We start from the raw sequence: 22,282 nt of genomic DNA, 5'->3' as shown, positions 1-22,282 counted from the left end.
CTGCTTTTAGGTGCGATTGCTACAGCCAGCTGCGGCCGCATTGTTCCTTACAATCGCGGATCGACCGGCTCGCTCTCCAGCGCCAAGACGCCAAACGCGCATTGATGCACGCGGCGGAGCGGCTCGCGGCGAATAAAACGCTCTAGGCCTTCGATCCCCAGCGCAAACTCTCGCAGCGCCAGCGATCGTTTACGCCCCAGTCCACGCTGGCGAAGTCGTGCCAGATTTTCCTCGGCATCATAGTCAGGGCTATAGATGATCCGCAGGTACTCTTTGCCGCGACATTTCATCGCTGGCTGCACCAAACCCTCTTTACCCCGCACAATCCAATCGGCCGGCTTGACCACCATTCCTTCGCCTCCTTGGCTGGTGTGCAGCTCCCACCACGCAGCGGCGGCCGCCACTTCCGCAGGCTTGGTCAGATCGACTTCCAAGTACGCCGTCGCCAATAACAGACCGGCGTCTTGCTCACAAATTTTGGCCAGCGTCTCCATGTGCCAACGATGGCTTTGATCGGTATGAACGCAGCCTTCGGTCGCCAGCAAATGAAACGGAGCCAGCTGCAAATCGTTGATCGACTCTACCGGCCAACAATAGTTGCGATAGGCGGCTACAAATTGCTCGACACGCTGCAAGCGGCCCTGCAAGCCGCTGCACAGCTGATCGGCCCGCTGACTTTTGTCAGCACCCAGTCGCTGCCGAGCGTGCGTCAGCGCCGCAATCGCCTGCGGCAGCGCCGCATTGCCGGCAGCGCCGACCGCTGCATATTGTTCACGGACCAACTGCTGCGCCTTCGCGGACCACGGCATCAGTTCGCAGTCGAGACAGGCCCAGTCGGTTTCCAACTCATCCCAAAAGCCTGCTGCAATCATTGCAGCGCGCAGTCGAGCCAGTAACTCTACTTCTAGCGCTTCATCCTGAAAAAAACGTCGCCCGGTGCGCGTATAGATTGCGCCGGTCTCCGCTTCCAGTACGCCAAATCGATTGCGTGCTGTCGTCTGATCACGACAGATCACTACCACCGCGCGCGAGCCCATGTGCTTCTCCTCGCAGATCACCTGCGGCACGCCGTTAGTAAGATAGTAGGCGAATGCTTCGGCCGGATGCTCTAACAAACCTGGCTCGCGGGAAGTCTCGCAAGGTGACATCGTTGGCGGCAAATAAATCAGCCACTTCGGGTTAATCGCATACCGGCTCATCACCTCCAGCGCCGCCGTGGCGTTCTCTTCACGAATCGTCACGTTGCCGCGCAGACGCGTCTCGACAATTCTTTTGCCTAGCACATCCTCAGCATCCAGCACATCATCATCGCGTTGCTGAGCCGGTCGCAGCGCGTCGAAAGTCTCTGGCAAAAACGGTCGCGATGGTTGACAATAAGTCCGCTGCGCTGGCGCCGAGACAAACTGACGTTCTGGGTAACGCAGCGCCGTAAGCTTACCGCCAAAGACGCAACCGGTGTCGATGTTGATCGTACCATTCAGCCAGTCGGGCTGCGGCACAGGCGTATGCCCATAGACGACCATCGCCGAGCCCCGATATTCGGCCGCCCAGTTGTGCCGCACCGGCAAGCCAAACTCATCCGTCTCGCCGGTCGTCTCACCATACAGGGCGAACTCGCGAACCTTGCCCGAACCGCGTCCCTGCATCTCCTGCTTCAGTCCGGCATGCGCAACCACTAACTTACCATCATCCAGCACATAGTGACTGACCAGCCCGTCGAGAAACTGCATCAGCGATTTGCGAAACGGCTGCTGCGCATCGCTCTCAATCGCTTCAATCTCAGAGACGGTCTCCGCCAATCCGTGTTTCAGTTGCACGTTCTTCCCGTTCAGCCACCGTAGCAACTTCACGTCATGGTTTCCCGGCACGCAAATCGCAGTGCCTGCCTGCACCATGTGACGCACGATGCTCAATGTATCGACGACACGCGGCCCTCGATCCACCAGATCGCCAACAAACACCGCTTTGCGCCCCTGGGGATGCGTGTAAGCGAGATTCCGCCAGCCAGGCTCCAGTCCTAAAACCTGCACTCGCTGATAGCCAAGCTGATCCAGCAGCGTTTCCAACTCGTCGCAGCAGCCATGCACGTCACCGATAATGTCGAACGGTCCATGCTCTTGGCGCCGATCATTCCAGAGCGGCTCGCGCGTGATTGTCGCCGCTTCGATCTTTTCGACCGAATCGAGCACAAACTGATGCCGAAAGCCTTCCTTCTTCAAGCCGCGAATCGAACGCCGTAGCTGCGATCTTTGCTGCCGCACCACATGCGGGCCAAACGTTCGATCGTCTCGGTTGCGGTTGCGCTCATGACAAACTTCCTCGGCAGGGTTCAGCAAGATCGCTACCGGCAGACAATGATATTGCCGCGCCAGCTGCACCAGCGGGCGCCGCGCTTCGGCCTGAACATTGGTCGCATCCACCACCGTCAATTGCCCGCGAGCCAAACGTTTACCGGCGATGTAATGCAGCACGTCAAACGCGTCATTGGTCGCCGCCTGGTCGTTGTCGTTATCACTTACCAGACCTCGGCAAGCGTCAGAAGACAATACTTCGGTCGGTAAAAAGTGCTTCCGCGCAAACGTGCTCTTGCCTGATCCACTAGGACCAATCAGCACGACCAGCGATAGCGTCGGAATCTTAATCTGCATCTTCACTTTGCTCCCGCTGAAACAATGCCAATTGCGTTGGCGAGCCAACCTGCGCGTCGACAGGCCCTACCGGCAAAAATTGGACCTGATAGCCAAACTTCTCGGCAACGCGCTCACCCCAAGCTTGAAATTGCGCGCGTGTCCATTCAAATCGATGGTCGTGATGTCGGAACTCGCCGGCCGGCAGCGTCTCCCATAAAGCGTTGTATTCTTGATTGGGGGTCGTCAGCACCACCGTCATTGGCTTGGCGTATTCAAACAACGTCCTTTCCATCGCCGATAGCCGCGGCGGATCAAGATGCTCGATTACTTCGACCACCGCCGCCGCATCGAAACCCGCGATGCGGGCATCGCGATACATCAACGATCCATGTAGCAGTTGCAGACGCTTGGCTTGAAACTCCGGCAGTCGATCGATCTTCAACCGCCGATTAGCGATTTCCAACGCCCGAATCGAAACGTCCAAGCCGACGATCCGCTCAAACTGTTTCTCCGGCAATAGCTCGCGCAGCAATTTTCCTTCACCGCACCCCAGATCGACCACGCTTTTGGCGCCGCTGGCCCGCAGCGCGGCTAGCACCGCCGCATACCGCTGATCGTTCAAGCTGAGCGGCTGTTCGAGTTGCTCTTCGTTGGCCGTGGTTACGGCGTCGGCGGGCTCCGGCTCTTCTTCGACCAGGCGCGCGATCGCCTGACGAAACAGACTAAGCCGGTTGCCCAAATAGCGGCGTGTGATCAGCGACTTCTGGGGATGCGACGCGAGCCAGCCAGCGCCTTTGGTTAGCAACTTTTCCAGCTCATCCTCGCCAACGTAATAATGCTTCTCGTTGTCAAAGACCGGGACCAGCACATACAGATGCGTCAACAACTCGCTCAGTCGTTTTGTCCCTCGAATCGTGACCGAGTAATAGGGACTCTCTCCCCATTCCAAAAATCGCGGATCCAACGGCTGCCCTACCGCTTCGACTTCATAGCCCAGCGGCTCAAACACACGCTGCAAAAAATCGACCCCTCCACGCACCGGCAAGACGTCAATCTTGGCGCACAGCGGAATCGCCGTTTCGACTAGTTCGGGCCGATCCTTACAACGTCCAGCCAGCGCCGATCCCAGCACCTGCGAAATCGCAACGCTTAAATAAGACGAAGCGACATACGACCGATCGTTGACATACTGCTTAAGCAAATAATGGGGCTGTCCCTTGGGACGCCGCACCATCCCAATCGGATCAACCTCTAACAACAAACAGGCCTCACAACCATCTTCGTCAACGCGCGGATAAAAGAGGTGAGCTTGACCAAAACTAAGGTCAAAGCTTTGAACGCGTCCCGGGTGCTTGTGCAGTAGATAACCAAGATCCGCAGCCGGCCGATGCGTGGTAGAGAGGGTAAGCAGCATCGATTTATTCCAAAATCCTGTGCATCGATCGCCAATTTAAAAAATAAGAAAAGTCAACGTTTGGTAGGAAGACAGCAACAGCCGAGAAGAGTTCGCGGCCAACTTGATCTAATCTGAAAGCACTCTTCCTCGTGCTGCCGATCTCGCTCTTTTCCATTGTCGATTTTATCGCCCCTTCGACAGAAGGCGATCAACCACCCAATAGGGCGTCACCCCATTTCCCATCGCTGCAACTTTTAGCGAGCCTGCTGAGTTTCGATGCATTCCTAGCATTCTCTCGAGCTTATTCCCTAACCCCCTCCGCAGCAAAAATCCGTAACGCTCAACCGCCGAATCTTCGCGAGTCATGCCGTTTTAAGCGTCTCCTTAATCTCTCCAATCCACGGCGACGTCGACCTCAAAATTTCATTCCAGCTTCTGGCACAACAAATGCCTGATATATCGTAACATCCTCGCTTGTTTCCCCCGCTTTTGGGAATCCCAGGCAGGCCAAATTCATCTTTTCTTTGTCACGTTTCCTTCAGAGGTTTAACTATGCTTCGAACCATTCGAACGCGGCGAGCCTTTACGCTTGTCGAGCTACTTGTCGTGATTGCGATTATCGGAGTGCTGATCGCACTGCTGCTGCCTGCCGTACAGCAAGCTCGCGAGGCCGCGCGTCGGATGCAGTGCACCAACCATCTCAAGCAGCTTGGGTTGGCGATGCACAACTATGACAGTACGTTCCGTTTGTTCCCCTACGGACATCAGACCGAAGTCGCAGGCAAAACCCATCGTCGTGATAGCTGGTTCCAGCGTATCTTGCCGTTCGTCGAACAAAAGTCGTTGTCGGATCTGTATGAGGCCGACACCACCGAGTACGTTCACCAGATCACCAACACTATTACCACCACGCCGATCTCAGCATTTTCGTGCCCCTCGGATCCGGACTCTCCCGGCAAAGGCGGCAACGGCGGCGGCACGGCGTTTCAAGGCAATTACGTCGTCTCGGCTGGCCCCGGCACTTGGACCTTCGCCACCGCGACCATCAACGTTACTTCCGGCGACATCACCGGCTCTACGCCCGGCGGAATGTTTTTCCGTGAATCGCATACCTCGTTCCGAGATTGCACCGACGGCTCTTCCAACACGCTGCTCGCTGCCGAAGGAATCGTGCGAACCAACGGCGTTTCGGCCTGGGGCAATGCAGGCGGCTATTGGGGTGGAGCCCCGCATGGCGCGTTCGCCTTCTCCGTTGGCGAAGTCCCCAACACCAGCGTGGCCGATCGCAACTACAGTTGCAAAGTGACCTCAACGCCGGGGGCGCCCAATCAAGCGCCTTGCGAAAACGGCAACTCCGGCGGTTTGACAGGACGTTGGAACTACGCTCGCAGCTACCACACCGGCGGAGTCAACGGCTGCTTCACTGATGGCTCGGTCCGCTTCTTCCCCGACACCATCGATCGACAAGTTTGGTTACGTCTGGGCATTCGCAACGACGGTCAAGTCGTCGGTCAGTATTAAAACCGATCCCCCTGCCAGCACAACAAAAATCTGTCGACATCCCAGGCCGCGCAACAATCCGCCCGGTCTGCCGCGCTAAATTTACGAACCAACCTTGGATCACCTTGAGAGATACCCCGATGCGACTTTCCGTTTTGATAGTGAGTGGACTGCTGCTCGCGAACATTGGCTGCGGAGGAGGCCCCGAAGGCCCCAAAACCTACGCCGTCACCGGCAACGTCACTTTTGATGGCCAGCCCGTAGAGAGTGGAAGAATCTTGCTGCGTCAAACTGAAGGCGGCGGCAAAGCCTTCTCCGGCGAAATCACCAACGGCAAGTACACCGTAAACGCCGAACAAGGCCCAACCAAAGTCGAACTAACCGCGTCGCGTCTCATCCCCGGCAAGTTTGACAACTCTAACGGAACCCCCGAGCCCGTCGGCGAAATGTACCTGCCTGCCAAGTACAACAGCAAATCCGAATTGACAGCAGACGTCACGCCAGACGGGGAGAATGAGTACGACTTTGAGCTGAAGTCGAAGTAACGGCAAACAGCCATCGTGCGCCTATCCCAACGAGCGCCACAGCCTGGCTTGTCCAGCAGTGCCGAAGCAAGCAACACTTGCAAGCAGATCGATCAGCACCGACATCATTGCCACCCCGTTGCGTGGCAATGATTGTGCAGGAGAGCTACGAGAAACTCTCGCCCATCCCGATCGTGATCGCATCATCACGTCTGCGAGGGATGTAAGCCAACTTCGTTCGCCAAGCGGCACCCGAACTTCTAGGCTGGCGGAAAGTTGATGGATTTAGATCAACTAAGCCGCCCGTCGATTCTCTCGATCCGCTGGTCGCCATGCGAAACCATTGTCCAGTTGTCCGATTGTCCCCGCTTGCAAGGTAAGCGACAAACCGTCGGGTTCACGACGATCCGGCCTGCAGGCTCGCGAGATGGACGGCGTAGACATCAAGCAGCATCAGAATGCAGAGCAAATTGAAGGCGATCGCCAGCGCAATAACCATGTTCCGTTTTCCCCGCCGGCGCATAAAAAAAAACGCATCACTGCGGCCCAAAAGCCCCCCCCTAAGGGGCTGGGCCTAGAATTCCGTAAAGCATTTCCCAAAAAAACGACTTACGTCTTTGCCGAAAACGTTAATGCAACCCAATGCAACACTCACAAAATGCCGTCCCGAATGCGTCCGTACGATGTCGGCGGCTCGATCGTCATATGAGTCCGCCAATGTCGCCGCGACGAGCCACGGCGATCATACAACAACGTTCACAAAACACTTTGGTCATAGCCGCTATACTAAGGGGTTGGATCATCGAGTATTGATGGGAAGGGCTTATTATGCGTCGCTGGGACTCAGAGGGTTTTCATTTCAAGTTTTGGGAATTCGTAATCGGAATTGGCATGCTGCTGATTGCGTTCCTAGTTTGGCTAACGGGACTTGCGGGAAACTATAACGATTTTCGAGATGCAACCAATCGCCGAATTGGAGCGAAAATCAACGTTGCAACAATGACCAACTCTTTCTCAATGCCGCCACAGTTATTGAACGGGGTTGAAAAAATTAACCTGCTTCAAGCAAAATCCCCGGAGTTAGTAGCGATCTCTCAAGACTTAGCGATCCTCGATGAGATTCAGCAACAACTAACGATGCAAATCTCAAATACAGGGGATGAACCTGCCGCTAAAGTATTTGTTCAGTTACCAATTCAAGCAATAGGTTACGTTGATGATGACAATAAAAAGCGAATGAAGACTTTCGATGCTTTTACGGGCAAGATTGAAATAGGGGAAATCAGGGGCGGCGAATCGGTCATAGTCTGCTTATATTTCAAGTCAAATCTAATTCATGGCGACCCTATGACGGTCAATTTTTTGGGGGATAGCATTCCTCTTCAAGTTACAGAAATGGGCATTCAGAATTACAGCTATCAATACGAGTTTGTTTTAATCTTCTTTGGCGTTGCGTTGTCTGCCGTGATCATATTGACCACGCAGTTGGGTTACTTCCTTCTCACGGGCAAGAAAAAAGCCGCTTGATCGACATCAAGCGGCTATCCAAATGTTTGGACCGTTCTGAGATGCTATAACGTGACGTGGTTTCGAGCGTCTAATCGTCTTTTCTCAAATTAAAGTACGACTCATGATCATAAAGGTTCTCAACTTTCTTAGTTCTGCTTGGTGGTTTTGGGTTTTTGTTTTTGTCGTTGTCGTGTTTGTTGCCATCACTCCGCTGCCATTCATCCTCGGATCGTACCTTCCATCAAAATTTGGTGGTCCTGCACTATCGGCAAATGAATTGGGCGATACCTTCGGATTCGCCAATGCAGTTTTTAGTTCGTTGGCGTTTGCAGGCGTTATCGTCACGCTCGTCTTGCAAATGAAGGAACTAAAAGCTCAAAGAGAAGAAATGGTCGAAATGCAGCGAGTCCAAATGCTTGGAATCGCTCTACAATGCGACACATTCGATTTAGCAAAATCAGGAAGTTTTGACGACGCCCAAGGTGATATAAGCTTTCTCGTTGCATTCATCAATTCTCACGTAATGAATTATGCCCAAGAGAATCAAGTCATCCGCTTTGACATAGCTGTTTACCATGTCTGGAACAAGCTCGTAACGTTGAGCGAATTCACATCTGAGACGATATTCTCACATGACTCTAAGAGAGAGAGGCTTCAATTTCTTCGCTATTCGTCTGGGCTTCAGTCGTTCGCAGTCAATTTTGCCAATTCAACAATTTATAACCCAGTTCAAAGTGCTATTTTCTCAGCTATTGCTGGTATTGCCATGGAGTTCACTTTGTCAGTAAGCGATCTGCCAGCAAAGCATAAAGTCTTATCAGAAATCAGTTCTGGAGCTGCCCAGATTTTGAAAGATCCGATATTTTTTATCGGCGATTACGAACATGTCGAAAGTGGTCTGAGAGCAGCGATAAAATCCCTCAATGAATTGAAGGATCAGGCGGAAGCCTTAGCTGCTGATCAATCGTAATGAGCTTGAACGAAAAAAGCCCCGTGATCAGAGCACGTTGCTTGTGCAGGCGGGCAGTCTGTTCTGAGTGCCGGCGAGATGACTTTTGTCGGGGCAGGCGAGCAGCTGTTTGTGGAGAGCGTCACCAACCAATCCACTGGCTATTGTCCCCAGCCGCGGTCCTGGGCGGCGGTTGCTTTGGCGCTGGATCGGTTGGGGCTGCGTCATCCCGGCGAGTTCTCGCCTGCGATGACCTTCCGCCGCTGTCCGGCATGCCGGCAGACGAATCTGGTGAAGGATACTTTTTTCTGCTGCGATGTTTGTGGGGCAGAGCTGCCGGCCGACTGGAACTTTGACTTCCTTCCCTGATTCAAAACTGCAGCAAACGCTTTGCTTGCTAACTTTCCCAGGATCGCACTACGCTTTCTCGCCTCCTCCATCTGCTTGGCGCCCCTCCGCGAACCTTCTTATTTCGGAGCTCACCACAGAGAATCGGAGAGGTTGGCCAAGGGGCGTGGGCATCGATTGCCATTGACAATGTCTTAGTGTTTTGTTATTATTTACTCACACATTATTGTGCACCGTGCGACCGATTGGTTTCACGGCGGGGCGGTCCTTTGCCGTGGAAGATCGGCAACTTCGAGAGAGGTTGGCGGCGTTGTCTGCTGCGCGGGATGCAGCTTGGGAGGTTCTGCCGTTCAGCAGAAAAAAACGTCGCGGCCTCAGTCCACTCGGTTGCTCAAAAAAACGGTCCAGTCCGGTCCGGTCTGGCCGCCCAGAAAAAAAAGATGCAGTCCAGTCCACATTGGGAAATCTTTCACGAAGTTTGAAATCTGAAGGGCGAATTGCTTGGGGCGCGAAGTGATTCAGGCGTCTGCTCAGAAAAAAAACAGGCTGCGGTCCAGTCCAGTCTGGGCACTCAGAAAAGAACAACGCTGTCCGGTCCGGTCCAGTGAGGCTGTGATTTTTTTCCAACCCGGCTTGGCGACACAAAATCGCGGCGCTAAAACGGGGGGATGGATAATTCAAACTCACAACCAAACGTTTCTCGGGTGCGCGTGAAGCGGCCGGAGCGGTTTCAAGTTCAGTTTCGGGATGCTTCGTTGGATCAGATGATTCCGCGGGATCATCGCGTCCGGGCGGTCTGGGCGTATGTCGATTCGCTCGATCTGACGCCGTTGTATCAGAAGATTCGCGTCGTCGAAGGATCGGCTGGACGCGATGCCGTTGATCCAAAAATCCTGATGGCGTTGTGGATGTTCGCCATTATTGAAGGGATCAGCAGCGCTCGACATGTGGCGCGACTGTGTACGCGCGACTTGGCTTACTTGTGGATTTGCGGCGATGTCGGCGTCAATTATCACCTGCTGGCAGACTTTCGTACGATGCATGGCGAGTTCCTCGATGAATTGCTGACTGACACGATTGCGACGCTGCTGCACCAGAATATTGTCACGCTGGAAACGGTTGCTCAAGACGGCATGCGAGTGCGGGCCAGCGCCGGCACCAGCTCGTTCTTTCGTCAGCAGACGCTGGAAAAATGCCGCGAAGAAGCGGCAGCGCAAGTAAAAAAGTTGCGTGACGAAAGCGACGACAATTCGGATAACGGCGTTAGCGACGCTCGTCGCCAAGCGGCCCAAGAGCGTGCGGCGCGCGAACTTTTGGATCGGGTGAATAAAGCCTTGGAAGAATTGCCGGAAATGCAGCGACAAAAAGATCAGCAGAATAAAAAGAAGCGCAAAGAGGCGCGCTGCAGTACGACCGATCCGGAAGCACGCAACATGAAGATGAGCGGAGGCGGATTTCGTCCGGCCTATAACGTGCAATTCGCGACTGATGCCGAGACGCGTCTGATCGTCGGCGTGGACGTTAGCAACAACGGCAGCGATGGCCATCAGATGCAGCCGATGCATGAAAACCTGCGCGAGCGTTATGACAAAACTCCCCAGCATTACATCGTCGACGGCGGGTTCGCGACCCGGGGAGGAATCACCGCGGTCGAGCAAGCCGGCAGTCAAGTGACGGCGCCGATGACTTATGTAGAGCAGATCGAAAAGCGAGGCGGCGACCCGTACGCACGCCGCAAAGAGGACAACGACGCTATGGCCGCGTTCCGCGAACGAATGAAAACGGAAGAGGCCCAGGCCCGGCTAAAACAACGCCCCTCGATCGCTGAATTCCCCAACGCCGAATGCCGCAACCGGGGCCTGCAGCAGTTCCGAGTTCGCAGCCGAGAAAAAGTCAAAGCGGCGACGCTATGGTACGTCATCACCTACAACTTCATGAGGATGCTGAGTCTGGGAATCCTAAAACCGGCCTAAAAAGGAGAACCAAGCAGAGCGGAACCAAGCGACCCGCCCCGAACGGACCGCCGCCATCCACTCCAGAAAATAGCAACCGAAAATCGAGCGCCCAACCAGCCGCTAAAAAACGAAAAACGCCCGCGCGGCGAAAGGCGATGGTGACGGCGTTGGATAAACTCACAACCTCAGTCCACAGTCCACTCAGAAAAAAAGGATGCAGTCCGGTCCGGTCTGGTTCCCGTTGCTTTCGCAGCTGGGACACCGGCGCGTTGTGGGCAGAAGCGGCGATTTGCTTCCGGGCAAATTACCCTCGCTCGCGCGTCGGGCTACGAAGAAATAGTTGTCCGGTTGTCCGGTTGTCAGCAGATGTTTTACGGCGATCCGGCATTTTGGCTTGCCAGATGGACGGCATAGACCGAGAGCCCGGTAAAAATCAGGAGGAGGATGAAGAACATGTTGACGGCCAGTGCCATGGCCAGGATGGGGTTTTGTTTTTTCCGATAGGCGTTCGCACAGATGCAAAACCCTGGCACGGAGCACATCGCCAATGCGGCGGAAAGCCACAACATCACGCCGCCGCCGGATGGCCCCATCGCCATCATCCCCACAACGGCCAGCAGCGTGCAGAGATAACCGACAGTCGGCGACCGATGAATCGGCACGCCGTCTGGGAAAGCTGGATCAGAATTGTCGTCATGTCCAGGCGACTCGAAAGGATTTTCCGCAGATACAACCCGGCGATCGTCTGGCGTGTTGTCCAAGGTTCGTTTTCCCCGCCGGCGCATAAAAAAAGCCGCATCACTGCGGCTTAAAAGTACCCCCTACGGGAGTCGAACCCGTGTTTTCGGACTGAGAATCCGACGTCCTGGGCCACTAGACGAAGGGGGCATGTTTCTCAGATTTTTGGTGGATTGGGCTGTTTGCCCCAACCCTCAGCGGGCCTAGAGGTTAGATCGCTGGTGGAGCGGCTGATTTCCACTCCTGTTGCATCGTCTGCTGGACACCGGCGACTGTAGGAAGTTCACCCAAGGACCGGTTAACGAAGGTTTCATGATTTTAATGCCAAGCGGGCCGTAGTCAACCGGACCGCCGGTGGTGGGAATGACGAATGAGGAAACCAGAATGTCGAATGACGGATCGTGGGTTCCATCGTTTGGTTCATTCCGGCTTCTTTCGACATTCTGGTTTCGACATTCGTCATTTACCTCTAACTCACTACGCAATGATGTCATTCACGACGTGCCCGTGCACGTCGGTTAGGCGGAAGTCGCGCCCGGCGTAGCGGTAGGTAAGTTTTTCGTGATCGAAGCCCATCAGTTTCATGATGGTTGCGTGCAGGTCGTGGACGTGGACTTTGTTCTCGACGGCGGCGAACCCGAACTCGTCGGTCGCTCCGTGAACATAGCCCCCTTTGACGCCGCCGCCGGCCATCCAAACGGTAAAGCCATAATGATTGTGATCGCGGCCGTTGATCTTGCCCTGGTTGGAGCCTTCTTTGGGCATCTCGACGGTCGGCGTGCGGCCGAACTCGCCGCCGCAGATGACCAGCGTATCTTCGAGCAGACCGCTTTGTTTCAGGTCCTTCAGCAGAGCGCCGATCGCCTGATCGCATTCTTTGGCCAACCGGCGATGATTGACTTCGATATCGTCATGACTGTCCCACGGCTGTCCTTGGCCGTGCCAAACCTGGACGAAGCGAACGCCTCGTTCGACCAAGCGGCGGGCGATCAAGATTTGGCGAGCCTGGGTACCTTCGCCGTACATGTCGAGGATATGTTTGGGTTCACGCGAAACGTCAAACGCTTCGGCCGCTTCGCTTTGCATGCGGAAGGCCAACTCAAACGACTGGATTCGGGATTCCAACTGGGGATCGGCGGCGCGGGCCGCTTGATGCTGGGCGTTCAACTGACGCAGCAATTCCAACTGGCGCACCTGGGCGTCGTGGTCGACGCGTTGATTGCGGACGTTGGCGATCAGCTTTTCGAGGTCGGTATTTTTGGTGTCGACGTAGGTTCCCTGGAACACGCCAGGCAGGAAGCCCGACTGCCAGTTTTGCGACTCTTGAATCGGATAGCCGCCGGGGCACATCGAGATGAACGACGGCAGGTTTTGATTTTCGGTACCGAGCCCGTAGACGAGCCACGAGCCGAGACTGGGCCGCGGCAGTCGGGCTTCGCCGCAGTTCATCAGCAGCAACGACGGCTCATGGTTGGGAACATTGGCGTGCATCGAACGGACAAAGCACATGTCGTCGACATTTTCGGCGACATGCGAAAAGATGTCGCTGACCTCGATGCCGCTTTGGCCATACTTTTTGAACTTGTATGGCGACGGCAAGGCGACGCCGGTTGGGCGTTCGGTCCGCATTTTGACCGGAATCTCTTTGCCGGCGTATTCCTCGAGCTTTGGCTTGGGATCGAACGTGTCGACATGCGAAGGGCCGCCGTTCAAGAAGATATGAATGACGTGCTTCGCTTTGGGAGCGAAGTGGGGCGCCTTTGGCAGCAGCGGATTGGCCGGCGCAGCGGTTGCCGAATTGCCAAACATCGAACCAAGCGCGAGCGAGCCAAGTCCCATGCCGGTCATCGAGAGCATGTCACGACGATTGAGCAGGTTGCGATTGGGCGAGTTAATCCAGTTGTCCATAACATCCTCTGGCGGCCTAATGCGGCACGCAGCGTTAGTCGACAAAGTGAAATTCGTTGGAGACCAGCAGCACCTGAGCGAGTTGCGTCCAGGCGTCGACCGGTCGTTGCGTGTTGAAGTCCGAGGCGCTGTTCCAAGCTTGGATGGTGTCTCCTCGCATCAGCAAGTTGACGGTCCACTCAAAGCTGTCGTTGGCGATCGTTTCGCCGGATTCGGTGACAAAGTCAATCACGTCCCCGGCTTTGACTTCGACCTGTTCGACGTTGGTCGCAGCGCCGCCGTGCTTGGCTTTCCAGTTACCGACCGGGCCGGCAGGACCGATGATCGAAACAAAGACGCCGTCGCCGTTTTCGGACTTGTGATGCAGTTTGCCTTCGATCGTAATAACGCCGTTGACGGGAGATATAAAACGACGAATCGCGGCGAACTTTAAGCTGCCTGGATGACCGCCGCCAGCGTTCAAGCTGGACCAACCGGCGACTTTGTTCGGCAGTTCGGTATCGGCTTGCCAAGTTTTGCCATCGGCCGAAACCGACGCATAGGGAGTGAACTGAGCGACCTTGCCGGTCTCGCTGTCGCGACTGCCGTAACCATAAAACCAAGGAGTTGCCGGAGCTGGCTCGCTGGGTGCGCTGGTCACAAACTGCGTCGCCAGCTTAAGCTCTTCGGCGTTGGGATCGCGGCCTAGGGCTTGTTGGTAGAGCTGCTGGATACGTTGGTGCGGATCGGTGTGATGGGCCGAGTCGCGGGCAAGTTTGTTGGCCTGATTCATCACAAACGAGCTATTGAGCATAAACAGCGCCTGCTGCGGCACGGTCGTCTCGGGTCGAATTGGACAATGCGCATCAGGACCAGCAAAGTCAAACGTACGGAACATGCCAGGCAAGTTCTGCCGATCGATCTGACCATAGATCGTTCGACGCGGTGGCGAAGGATCCGTCGTGATGTCGACTGCAGGTCCGCCAATGGTTTCGTCCAACGAACCGGTTGCAACTAACAAACTGTCGCGGGAAGCTTCAAAATCCAAACGGCGACGATTCATCCGCCATAGATAAATGTTGGTCGGATCAATCGCGCGGCATTCGGCGCGATCAGAGCTCGACTGTTGATAGGTTGCTGTCAGCATCAAGCGGCGGATCAGTCGTTTGACCGACCAGCCATCTTCCATAAACTCAACCGCCAGATCGTCCAGTAACTGAGGATGGCTCGGCTTCTCGCCCTGGGCGCCAAAGTCGCTAGGCGTGGTGACCAAGCCTTCGCCAAACAGATGACCCCAGACCCGATTGACAAAAACGCGGGCCGTCAGCGGATTGTCGCGTGCGGTAATCGCTTGGGCCAACTGCAAGCGCCCGCTGCCATCGGTCAGCGGCAACGGCTTATCTTTCTCGGTCAAGACCGAAAGGAACTGTCGCTTGGCGATGTCGCCGTTGTTGCCGGCCTGACCTCGCTTGAAGATGCGAACATCATGCGGATTGTCGTCTTGCAGGATCGGCGGCATCCCTTCGGGCGTCTCTTCTTTGGTGCTATTGAGAACGCCGTACATGCTGTAGTAGTCAGCCGCGCTGATCGGATCAAACTTGTGATCATGGCAACGCGCACATGCGACGGTCAGTCCCAAAAAGCCACGCGAGACGACGTCGATGCGATCGTCGAGAATGTCATGTTTGTTGTTCAAAAAGCGACGTCCCAGCGTCAGGTATCCGAGCGCTTCAAGTTGACGCTCCCCCTCAGGCAAGCGATCGGCCGCCAATTGCTGAGCGACAAACTGGTCAAACGGCAAGTCGGCGTTGAGCGAAGCGACGACCCAGTCACGGTACTTGTAGGCGCCGGGATAGGCACGATCTTCTTGGAAGACATACCCTTTGGTGTCGGCGTAGCGTGCGACGTCCAACCAATGCCGGCCCCAGCGTTCGCCAAAGTGGGGCGAGGCCAGCAATTGATCGATCAGCTTTGCCGTTGCGTCAGCAGATTGATCCGCGACGAAGGCGTCGATCTGTGGTTTGGTCGGCGGCAGGCCGGTCAGGTCAAAATAGATGCGACGAACCAGCGTGCTTTTGGCGGCAGCCGGAGAAGGGGAGAGCCCCTTCGCTTCGTGCTGGGCCAAAATGAAATGATCGACGCGGCTCTGGGGCCAGTCGGCTTGTTTCACCTGCGGCGGATCGTGACGATGCGGCGTTTTGAACGACCAAAAGTCGCGAGGATCTTTTTCGACATAGGTGATTGCCTCGCCGCCGCGCGGATCGACCATGCCATCGGCGACCCACTTCTCGAAGATCGCGATCTCCTCGTCAGTCAGCTTCCCCTTGGGAGGCATTTGATACGAGTCTTCACCAAAACGGACCGCTTGGATCAACAGGCTATCATCCACATTTCCCGGCTCGACCGCCGCGCCACTATCACCGCCGGCCAAAATGCTGGCCCGGTTGTCCAGGATCAGACTTCCTTCCAGCTTGCGTGACTCGGCCGAATGGCACTCGCTGCAATGCTTCGTCAGCAGAGGAGCGACCTTCGTTTCGAAGAACTGAACTTGCTCGGGCGTCGGTTTTGCCTCGGCGGCCGGTGTTTCTTCGGCGTTCACTCGTGGCGTGAGCGCAGCAGTCGACACCAACGACAAAATCACAAGCGGCATCCATAGCCAAGTTCGGCGCATGGGCGGCATTTCCTAGAGGCGGGAGGGTTGTAGGTAGGCGGGGAGCGGCCAGCGGCCGGAGTGCACGTTTTCCTACTCTCTAGGGTACGCAATCGGCGCAGTTTCGGCAACAAGATTCCGCAAAGGCGCACAGGAGCGCAAAGTTACACAGGACGCCCTTGCTTGGTCGCAGGTGGCCGAAAACTGCTCGTACACCCCCTGAATTAGTCAGCGAAGGTGACAACCTCAACCCAACTGGGGATATTGCCTGTTTTATAATGAGCAAACGGGGATAGATCGCCGGTCGCTTGATCGAACCGATAGGCGGTCAATTGGTCGCTTTTTTGCCCAGCCGCGTAAAGAAATTTTTGGTTGGGGCTCAAATTGAACGAACGCGGAGTGGCTTCGGTTGGAGTTTGCCCCAAGGACGTCACCTGACCGTCATCACCAATGGCGAACCGCGCAATCGAGTCGTGCCCGCGATTGGAGACCAGGGCAAACTTGCCATCGGCCGAAAGCTCGATATCAGCACAGGTGTTCCTCGATCCGTCATAGCCGGCCGGCAAGGTCGAAACGGTCTGTCGCGGTTTTAATGTTCCCTTGGCCGGATCGTAGTCGTATGCAGTGATGCTGTCGCCAACTTCATCCGAAGAGAGGACGAGCGGCAGCGAGGGATGGTATTGAACGTGTCGCGGCTCGGTGGTCGCCGGACCGTCGACTGACGGCGGATCGTTGGCGGTCAGTTTGCCGCTGGTCGGATCAAAGCGGAACTGGAAGATCTTGTTCGGCCCGGTGTGCGAGACCAGAGCGATACGATTGGTCGCATCGGTACGGATGCAATGTGCGTTTTTGGCGGTCGGAATCTCTTGAGCCAGCTCACCAATGTCGCCGCCGCTGACCGGGTGGACCGTCACTTTGCCGGCGCCATAGTAAGTATTCAACAACCATTTGCCGGTTGGATCGCAGAAGACAAAGCAGGAAGTCGCGTCAAGCGGCAGGGTCTCGATTTGCTTCAGATCGCCGGTCTGCGAGTTGACGGCGAAGCTCAACAACGCGTCTGGACGGGAAGTCGAGACATAAGCGAACTTTTGATCCGGCGACAGCGCGATCGGCCCCGGCGCTGCTTCCAGCTGGATCGTTTTCACCAAGGAAAGATCTCCTTTGGCTTCGTCCATCGCAAAGAGCGAGATCGTTTTGTCGCCCCCATTCGAGACATAGACGAATGACTTGGCCGAAGCCGAAGCAGAAACCAACAAGACCAAGAGCAGGGAAAAAACGCGCATCACGTTGACTCGCAATCGGAACAGGGCAGGGGGGACAATCAGAGGAGTAAGAGGAGAGTCTGAGGTCAGCGAACTCCTTGGTTAACAGAATAACTTGAAATTTCTCGGGAAGCGACCACTTTTTTGCATCTCTTTGCGCGGTGTTAGGGTGGTTGCGACTCTGCGGCTTCCCCCGCACAATACACGTCTTTCTCAGTGTTTCTGAAACCATTTTCGCTAGGGCGAATCATGAACGAGCTTCCCCAAGTGCTCCTCTCCGGCTTTGCGGATGAAGCGGCGAATGACAAACTTGCAGTCCAACAATTCAGTGCGTTTGCAGCTCTCGGACTCGAATATTACAGTCTCCGTTTTATTGACGTCGGCAACGGCATCAAAAACGTAATGCAGCTGAACAAGGCCGAGATCAGCAAAATCCGCAAGATGGAAGGAGAATACGGTCTGAACGTCGCGTCGATCGGTTCGCCCATCGGCAAAGTGAAACTGGTTGACTCGGATGACGGCTCGAAAAACAAGTACGTTAAGTTTGACAAGTATCTAGCCACCGACGTGCAAAAAGCGTGCGAGCTGGCGCATGCGTTTGAGACCAAGCTGATCCGCGGCTTCTCGTTCTATCACCCGATCGGATCCGATCCGTACGATCACATTCCGCAAGCGGTCGATCAACTGGGCCAAATCGCCGAGATGTGCCATCGCAGCGATCTGACGTTTGGGCTAGAAGTCGAAGCGAACCTGATTGGTCAAACCGGCGACATCCTGGCCGAAATTCATAAGAAGGTGAATCACCCGGCGATGATGCTGATCTTTGACGCCGGCAACTTGGTCTGCCAAGGCTATACGCCGGACGAAGTTTATCAGCAGTACGTCAAGATGAAGCCGGGCCTGGGCTGGATGCACATCAAAGACTACAAGGTGACCAAGCCGATCACCGAAAAGGGTCACATCGACGAAGACGCGCTAAAGAACTTTGTGCCGTCCGATCTGGGCGACAGTGGTCACGAGCGAATTTTGCGCGACTTTGCCGCGATGATTCCGAAGCTGGAGAAGAAGCTGCAGAAACGGGGCATCCCCGGCGTCTTCCTCGATCTCGAACCGCACGTGAAGGGTGGCGGTCAGTTCGGCGGCTTCAGCGGACCAGACGGCATGGGCGTCGCACTGCGCGGCCTTTGCCGCACGCTCGACTTTGCCGGCGTCGACTATCATCTGCGCGACTTTGAAGACATTTGTGCAGCCCGCGGCTTTTAAGAAAGCAGCTACAAGCTATGTCACGCGATCGTCAAACGATCGGCGGTTGTCCCAAGTGCAAGTCAGCCACCATGACTTGCACTTACAACCACTTTCAAAACGACGAGCTAGAAATCCACAGTTGGGAGCACAAGTGCCCCGACTGCGGCCAGCGCGAAACGTCAGCGCTGCGCAGCGATGAGGAAGATGACGCCGACGATTTTCACCATGGCAATTGTTGCCCGTTCTGCGGACGCACGATAGATCAGGCTTCGGCCTGACGAACTTGGGTGGCACGCTCAGAACGATAGTGATGGGCGTGGCGAAGCGTTAACAAGCGCAACCACACCCATCACGAAGCGCTCTGAGCGTGCCACCCGACAACTACGTTTGGGCTAATTCGCGTTTCAACACGGCCATTGTTTCGGCCTGTTTCTGCTCGACAAACTGCTGGGCCTTCGCCGCTTTTTGCTTGGCGGCTGCCGGATCTTTTGCGATGTCGACAACCGTCGGTACGATCTTCGCCACGCTGGCCGGATCATCCATGTCGAACAACCAATCCCCCAGCCCGATGTCGTCCCACATGTAGCCTTTGGTTGTTTGCTCGGCCCAACGACAGACGACGGCCGGCACTCCGTGACCGATGCACATGATCGGCGAATGCATCTCGTTGCCAAATAGACCGGCGCTGCGAATGTAGGTGCTGACCGCTTCGCCGGTCAGCCAATAGTTGGGACGCCAGACAACGCGATCACGAACCTCGGGCGGCAACTTGTCGAGCAGCATCTCTTTGCCGATCTGCATCTGCGTTTGATCTTCGGGACAGATCAAGACTTTCATGTCGGTCGATTGAATCACGGCGACAATCGCATCGCGCAGCGGAGCATGATCGTGCTCTTTCATTTCTTCATTGCGAACATGCTTGGCCGGCTCGACTTCGGTCTTTTTGTAAATCCAAGAGGGGGTGTAACGAAGTCGCGGGATGCAGCAGAGAAATTTGCCGGTTTCCAGGCCATGCTTTTGCATAAACGCATCGGCTTTTTCGTCGTCGCGCAGGTCACACGCAAAGGCGCCGTCGGGGCCGAACTGCATGATCGGCGCATGACACCCTTGTTCCTTGGCGAACGCCAACGAATGTGAATCGCGGAAGAACACAAACTGCGCCTCATTCAGCACAGCCACCGACGCGGCGAGCGCCTTCTCGCTGGCCGGAACGGTACTGGACGAGCTCTTGGGTGGAAAAGTGATTCCATAGATGCCGTACGGCTTCTTGGTTTCTGCTGACCAGCGACGCACATCTCGCTCGGCGACTAGGGATGCACCGCTCCCGTGTAGCAGAAAATCGCAATCGTCAAATGCGGCCTGTACTTGTTGCTTGCCTTGCGCGATCCGCAGTTTGGGAAAGTTGGCCATCAGCAACTCGTCGACGCCGTTATCCACCTTGCTGGGCCAAAGGGTCACTTCGGTCTCGGGCAAGTATTCAGCCAACAGTCGCAACACCCCAGGCGTATGGGCAATGTCGCCGATGTTGATCGTCTGCCAAGACGAGCGAAGCAAGATGCGTTTGGGTTTCGGCTGAGCGGCGAAAAGGTTCGCTGCGCCGGCGGCGGTAAGTCCGAGGATTCCTAACGCGCTGCGGCGAGTGATTGGTGTGGGATTCATGCGGAGGGCTCAGTTTCGTTGATTTGCAAAATGGGACAGCATGCTTTCGACGAGTACGCTTCTCAGTATAAACGTGAGCCGCGCGGATCGCCACAGTTCCCAATAGGGCAGGGCAGCCCTAAGCCTGATGCGCTATCGCCCTCGATCTGGCTGCACAACTTTCCCCTTCGATAACAACTCGAAGTCGATCTGGTTCTCTCCATCAACAACCTCGCGCGTCAGTTCGCTGCGCGTGTTGTAATGCTCGGGCAAACGTTCGGCACGCCGCTGGCCGGTTTCATCTTCATCACGGTAGGTGCGGATGCGCACGATGTGCGTTCCGGGCGTCGCGCCTTGTCGATCACGTGTAAAACGAAGCGTATAAGCTCCCTGTTGATCGGTCGTCCCGTACGAAGGAGATCCATGCTGCGGCGAGAATTCAATTCGCGCGTCATGCAGCGGTTTACCATCCAAGGTTACGGCGCCCGAGACGGTCGATAACTTGGGATCGACCGCCTGGCCGCAACCCGCCAATAACGCCAGGCCGACAAAAGCCCATTCGGATTGCAGTTGATGAAGTGCGCGCATATTTTCCTCCTGTTTCGTTTATTGCATCTGGGAAAGAGAGCAGGGGAGCCAACCGCTGACTCCCCTGACATTCGAGCTATCGCTTAGAACGTCTCGCTGATGACGTGCCCGTCGCCGCGGCGACCGAGTCGTTGGAACAGACCAATCTGATCAGCTGGCGGACTGGCCTGATTGACGCTCGAACTGTGGAAGTCGATGTTCTCTTGAATGAAACTCACACGACCATCGCCAAACAAAAAGAACGCGCCTCCGGCGTGCTGACTGCTGAACCCGCGTTGCCCCTCGACATCGCCGATGTTCAACTTGACGTCGACCAGCCCCAACGTTTGTTGCAGTCCCACATTGCCGCTGCCGTTGTAGTTGCGAACTCCAATCCACGTGCCGGCCAAGTCACGCCACTCTCGCTCGCCGACCAAAAAGGTATTGCTGGCGCCGTCGGTGATGTCGGCAAATCGGGTCCTGCTCAGCGGCCAGAACATGCCGAACGGATCACGACCATTGTTCTTCCATTGCTCGGCCAACGACCAGCGAGCGCCGCTCACGCCGATGTAATTGGACGTACCGACAGCAGTATCGCCGTAAACAGCGTTCGTAAATTTGCGCTCGGTATTCTCATTGGTCGCCGTATCGGAAGGGCAACGAAAGACGCTCAATCGGGTTTGCGACAAAGCTCGCGTCCCTGCTGCTTGCATGAATGCATGGAGATCGCGGGACGAGACGTTCAATTGATCATAGAGACTGCTCTGCTCTAGTTGAGGCAAGAGAAAAGCGCTCCATCCCCAAGCAGCGATGTTGGTCGCCAGCGGGTCATTTTTTGAGATCAGCGTGCCCGGCGGAAATGCCTGATGGATGTCATGATAGTTGTGCAGCGCTAGGCCGAGCTGTTTCAAGTTGCTTTTGCACTGCGTACGCCGCGCTGCTTCACGAGCTTGCTGCACCGCCGGCAACAGCAAAGCGATTAAAACGCCGATGATCGCGATGACCACCAGCAGTTCGACCAATGTAAAACCAGAGCGCGCGTACCGGTAGCCGTAAACGTTATCGTTCATTTTTCACCTATGGAGATTGCAGATTGCTGTCAGTAAATCGCCGCCCGAGCTGCTCTACGCCAAAAAAGCGTGCAGCGCGGTAGCGACGAATCAGAAAATGGACTGAGCGAAAGAAAGCGTCTCAACAGCCGAGACAACAGCTCAAAGTCAGGCAGCAACGCAGCGCCCAAAGCGCGCCATAGTGAACGACCGCTCGATCGAGCGTGGCCCCAACTGGGTCCAAGAGTTCCGTATTGTTCAAGCGGGCTGTCATACCAGCAACATGATTACAATGTTGATCAAGTTAGTTCAGTATCATAGATCGGCAGACGAGAAGAAGGTTCGCAGCCAAATTTCGTGCGGCGATCATTTTTTGAGCCGAGTAACTTTGGCGAGTGCTGACAGCCGCGCAAAAAAAAGAGCCTCGCAGCATGC

Annotated in this window: 17 protein-coding genes and 1 tRNA gene; 8 read left to right on the top strand and 10 right to left on the bottom strand. The window is 55.6% G+C overall.

What is annotated here, in order from left to right; translation table 11 throughout:
* Positions 1-47 precede the first annotated feature (47 nt).
* Both SH421x_RS08535 and SH421x_RS08530 read right to left on the bottom strand, forming a co-directional pair.
* The gene (locus tag SH421x_RS08535) at positions 48-2,648 is read right to left on the bottom strand and encodes a polynucleotide kinase-phosphatase (protein ID WP_488854998.1); all 2,601 of its coding nucleotides are present in this window, start codon (positions 2,646-2,648) and stop codon (positions 48-50) included.
* Positions 2,638-4,044, bottom strand: a complete 1,407-nt coding sequence (locus SH421x_RS08530) for a 3' terminal RNA ribose 2'-O-methyltransferase Hen1 (protein WP_488854997.1) — start codon at positions 4,042-4,044, stop codon at positions 2,638-2,640. The genes SH421x_RS08535 and SH421x_RS08530 overlap by 11 nt, the downstream gene beginning before the upstream one ends.
* 534 nt (positions 4,045-4,578) lie before the next feature.
* Here SH421x_RS08530 and SH421x_RS08525 point away from each other — a divergent pair.
* The 6 genes from SH421x_RS08525 (at position 4,579) to SH421x_RS08500 (ending at position 10,829) form a co-directional block, all read left to right on the top strand.
* Complete coding sequence (locus SH421x_RS08525) at positions 4,579-5,547, top strand: DUF1559 family PulG-like putative transporter (RefSeq protein ID WP_488854996.1); 969 nt, start codon at positions 4,579-4,581, stop codon at positions 5,545-5,547.
* Between the two features lie 119 nt (positions 5,548-5,666).
* Positions 5,667-6,071, top strand: a complete 405-nt coding sequence (locus tag SH421x_RS08520) for a hypothetical protein (RefSeq protein WP_488854995.1) — start codon at positions 5,667-5,669, stop codon at positions 6,069-6,071.
* An 807-nt stretch (positions 6,072-6,878) separates the two neighbouring features.
* Positions 6,879-7,577 carry a hypothetical protein gene (locus SH421x_RS08515; RefSeq protein WP_488854994.1) on the top strand — a complete coding sequence of 233 codons (699 nt, stop codon included), beginning with the start codon at positions 6,879-6,881 and terminating at the stop codon, positions 7,575-7,577.
* A gap of 103 nt (positions 7,578-7,680) precedes the next feature.
* Positions 7,681-8,529, top strand: coding sequence for a hypothetical protein (locus tag SH421x_RS08510; RefSeq protein ID WP_488854993.1), 849 nt, complete (start codon positions 7,681-7,683; stop codon positions 8,527-8,529).
* Positions 8,530-8,607: 78 nt separating this feature from the next.
* On the top strand, positions 8,608-8,877 hold the full coding sequence (locus SH421x_RS08505; RefSeq protein WP_488854992.1) for a transposase family protein: 270 nt from the start codon (positions 8,608-8,610) through the stop codon (positions 8,875-8,877).
* Positions 8,878-9,524: 647 nt separating this feature from the next.
* On the top strand, positions 9,525-10,829 hold the full coding sequence (locus tag SH421x_RS08500; RefSeq protein ID WP_488854151.1) for an IS1182 family transposase: 1,305 nt from the start codon (positions 9,525-9,527) through the stop codon (positions 10,827-10,829).
* Between the two features lie 353 nt (positions 10,830-11,182).
* Here SH421x_RS08500 and SH421x_RS08495 read toward each other — a convergent pair whose 3' ends face one another.
* The 5 genes from SH421x_RS08495 to SH421x_RS08475 all read right to left on the bottom strand — a co-directional run bounded on the left by SH421x_RS08495 (position 11,183) and on the right by SH421x_RS08475 (position 17,369).
* Complete coding sequence (locus tag SH421x_RS08495) at positions 11,183-11,572, bottom strand: hypothetical protein (protein ID WP_488854991.1); 390 nt, start codon at positions 11,570-11,572, stop codon at positions 11,183-11,185.
* A gap of 54 nt (positions 11,573-11,626) precedes the next feature.
* Positions 11,627-11,699: transfer RNA gene (locus tag SH421x_RS08490), tRNA-Glu, on the bottom strand.
* A gap of 327 nt (positions 11,700-12,026) precedes the next feature.
* Complete coding sequence (locus SH421x_RS08485; RefSeq protein ID WP_488854990.1) at positions 12,027-13,457, bottom strand: DUF1501 domain-containing protein; 1,431 nt, start codon at positions 13,455-13,457, stop codon at positions 12,027-12,029.
* Positions 13,458-13,491: 34 nt separating this feature from the next.
* The gene (locus SH421x_RS08480) at positions 13,492-16,107 is read right to left on the bottom strand and encodes a PSD1 and planctomycete cytochrome C domain-containing protein (protein WP_488854989.1); all 2,616 of its coding nucleotides are present in this window, start codon (positions 16,105-16,107) and stop codon (positions 13,492-13,494) included.
* Positions 16,108-16,310: 203 nt separating this feature from the next.
* Entirely contained in the window at positions 16,311-17,369 is a 1,059-nt protein-coding gene (locus SH421x_RS08475; RefSeq protein ID WP_488854988.1) for a lactonase family protein, read from the bottom strand.
* A 228-nt stretch (positions 17,370-17,597) separates the two neighbouring features.
* Between SH421x_RS08475 and SH421x_RS08470 the strand changes: the two genes are divergently transcribed.
* Both SH421x_RS08470 and SH421x_RS08465 read left to right on the top strand, forming a co-directional pair.
* Entirely contained in the window at positions 17,598-18,611 is a 1,014-nt protein-coding gene (locus tag SH421x_RS08470; protein WP_488854987.1) for a sugar phosphate isomerase/epimerase family protein, read from the top strand.
* A 17-nt stretch (positions 18,612-18,628) separates the two neighbouring features.
* Entirely contained in the window at positions 18,629-18,871 is a 243-nt protein-coding gene (locus tag SH421x_RS08465; protein ID WP_488854986.1) for a hypothetical protein, read from the top strand.
* A gap of 103 nt (positions 18,872-18,974) precedes the next feature.
* Here the strand turns inward: SH421x_RS08465 and SH421x_RS08460 are convergent, their stop codons facing one another.
* From SH421x_RS08460 to SH421x_RS08450, 3 genes are all read right to left on the bottom strand, one after another.
* Positions 18,975-20,252 (bottom strand): polysaccharide pyruvyl transferase family protein, encoded by a 1,278-nt coding sequence (locus SH421x_RS08460; RefSeq protein WP_488854985.1) that lies wholly within the window; start codon positions 20,250-20,252, stop codon positions 18,975-18,977.
* A gap of 132 nt (positions 20,253-20,384) precedes the next feature.
* Positions 20,385-20,819 carry a transthyretin-like family protein gene (locus SH421x_RS08455; protein WP_488854984.1) on the bottom strand — a complete coding sequence of 145 codons (435 nt, stop codon included), beginning with the start codon at positions 20,817-20,819 and terminating at the stop codon, positions 20,385-20,387.
* Between the two features lie 83 nt (positions 20,820-20,902).
* A complete protein-coding gene (locus SH421x_RS08450; protein WP_488854983.1) occupies positions 20,903-21,868 on the bottom strand; it encodes a DUF1559 family PulG-like putative transporter in 966 nt (321 codons plus the stop codon).
* Positions 21,869-22,282 lie beyond the last annotated feature (414 nt).

Source organism: Blastopirellula sp. SH421, from assembly GCF_057808535.1.
The sequence above is the reverse complement of the archived record's forward strand: the minus strand, read 5'-3'. Positions and strand labels throughout refer to the sequence as shown.

What these genes read in the sequence shown, in the direction of transcription:
- SH421x_RS08460 (WP_488854985.1), bottom strand. Translation starts at nt 20,252, where the DNA reads ATGAATCCCACACCAATCACTCGCCGCAGCGCGTTAGGAATCCTCGGA.
- SH421x_RS08515 (WP_488854994.1), top strand. Translation starts at nt 6,879, where the DNA reads ATGCGTCGCTGGGACTCAGAGGGTTTTCATTTCAAGTTTTGGGAATTC.
- SH421x_RS08505 (WP_488854992.1), top strand. Translation starts at nt 8,608, where the DNA reads ATGACTTTTGTCGGGGCAGGCGAGCAGCTGTTTGTGGAGAGCGTCACC.
- SH421x_RS08520 (WP_488854995.1), top strand. Translation starts at nt 5,667, where the DNA reads ATGCGACTTTCCGTTTTGATAGTGAGTGGACTGCTGCTCGCGAACATT.
- SH421x_RS08455 (WP_488854984.1), bottom strand. Translation starts at nt 20,819, where the DNA reads ATGCGCGCACTTCATCAACTGCAATCCGAATGGGCTTTTGTCGGCCTG.
- SH421x_RS08500 (WP_488854151.1), top strand. Translation starts at nt 9,525, where the DNA reads ATGGATAATTCAAACTCACAACCAAACGTTTCTCGGGTGCGCGTGAAG.
- SH421x_RS08525 (WP_488854996.1), top strand. Translation starts at nt 4,579, where the DNA reads ATGCTTCGAACCATTCGAACGCGGCGAGCCTTTACGCTTGTCGAGCTA.
- SH421x_RS08470 (WP_488854987.1), top strand. Translation starts at nt 17,598, where the DNA reads ATGAACGAGCTTCCCCAAGTGCTCCTCTCCGGCTTTGCGGATGAAGCG.
- SH421x_RS08480 (WP_488854989.1), bottom strand. Translation starts at nt 16,107, where the DNA reads ATGCGCCGAACTTGGCTATGGATGCCGCTTGTGATTTTGTCGTTGGTG.
- SH421x_RS08485 (WP_488854990.1), bottom strand. Translation starts at nt 13,457, where the DNA reads ATGGACAACTGGATTAACTCGCCCAATCGCAACCTGCTCAATCGTCGT.
- SH421x_RS08510 (WP_488854993.1), top strand. Translation starts at nt 7,681, where the DNA reads ATGATCATAAAGGTTCTCAACTTTCTTAGTTCTGCTTGGTGGTTTTGG.
- SH421x_RS08450 (WP_488854983.1), bottom strand. Translation starts at nt 21,868, where the DNA reads ATGAACGATAACGTTTACGGCTACCGGTACGCGCGCTCTGGTTTTACA.
- SH421x_RS08465 (WP_488854986.1), top strand. Translation starts at nt 18,629, where the DNA reads ATGTCACGCGATCGTCAAACGATCGGCGGTTGTCCCAAGTGCAAGTCA.
- SH421x_RS08475 (WP_488854988.1), bottom strand. Translation starts at nt 17,369, where the DNA reads ATGCGCGTTTTTTCCCTGCTCTTGGTCTTGTTGGTTTCTGCTTCGGCT.
- SH421x_RS08535 (WP_488854998.1), bottom strand. Translation starts at nt 2,648, where the DNA reads ATGCAGATTAAGATTCCGACGCTATCGCTGGTCGTGCTGATTGGTCCT.
- SH421x_RS08530 (WP_488854997.1), bottom strand. Translation starts at nt 4,044, where the DNA reads ATGCTGCTTACCCTCTCTACCACGCATCGGCCGGCTGCGGATCTTGGT.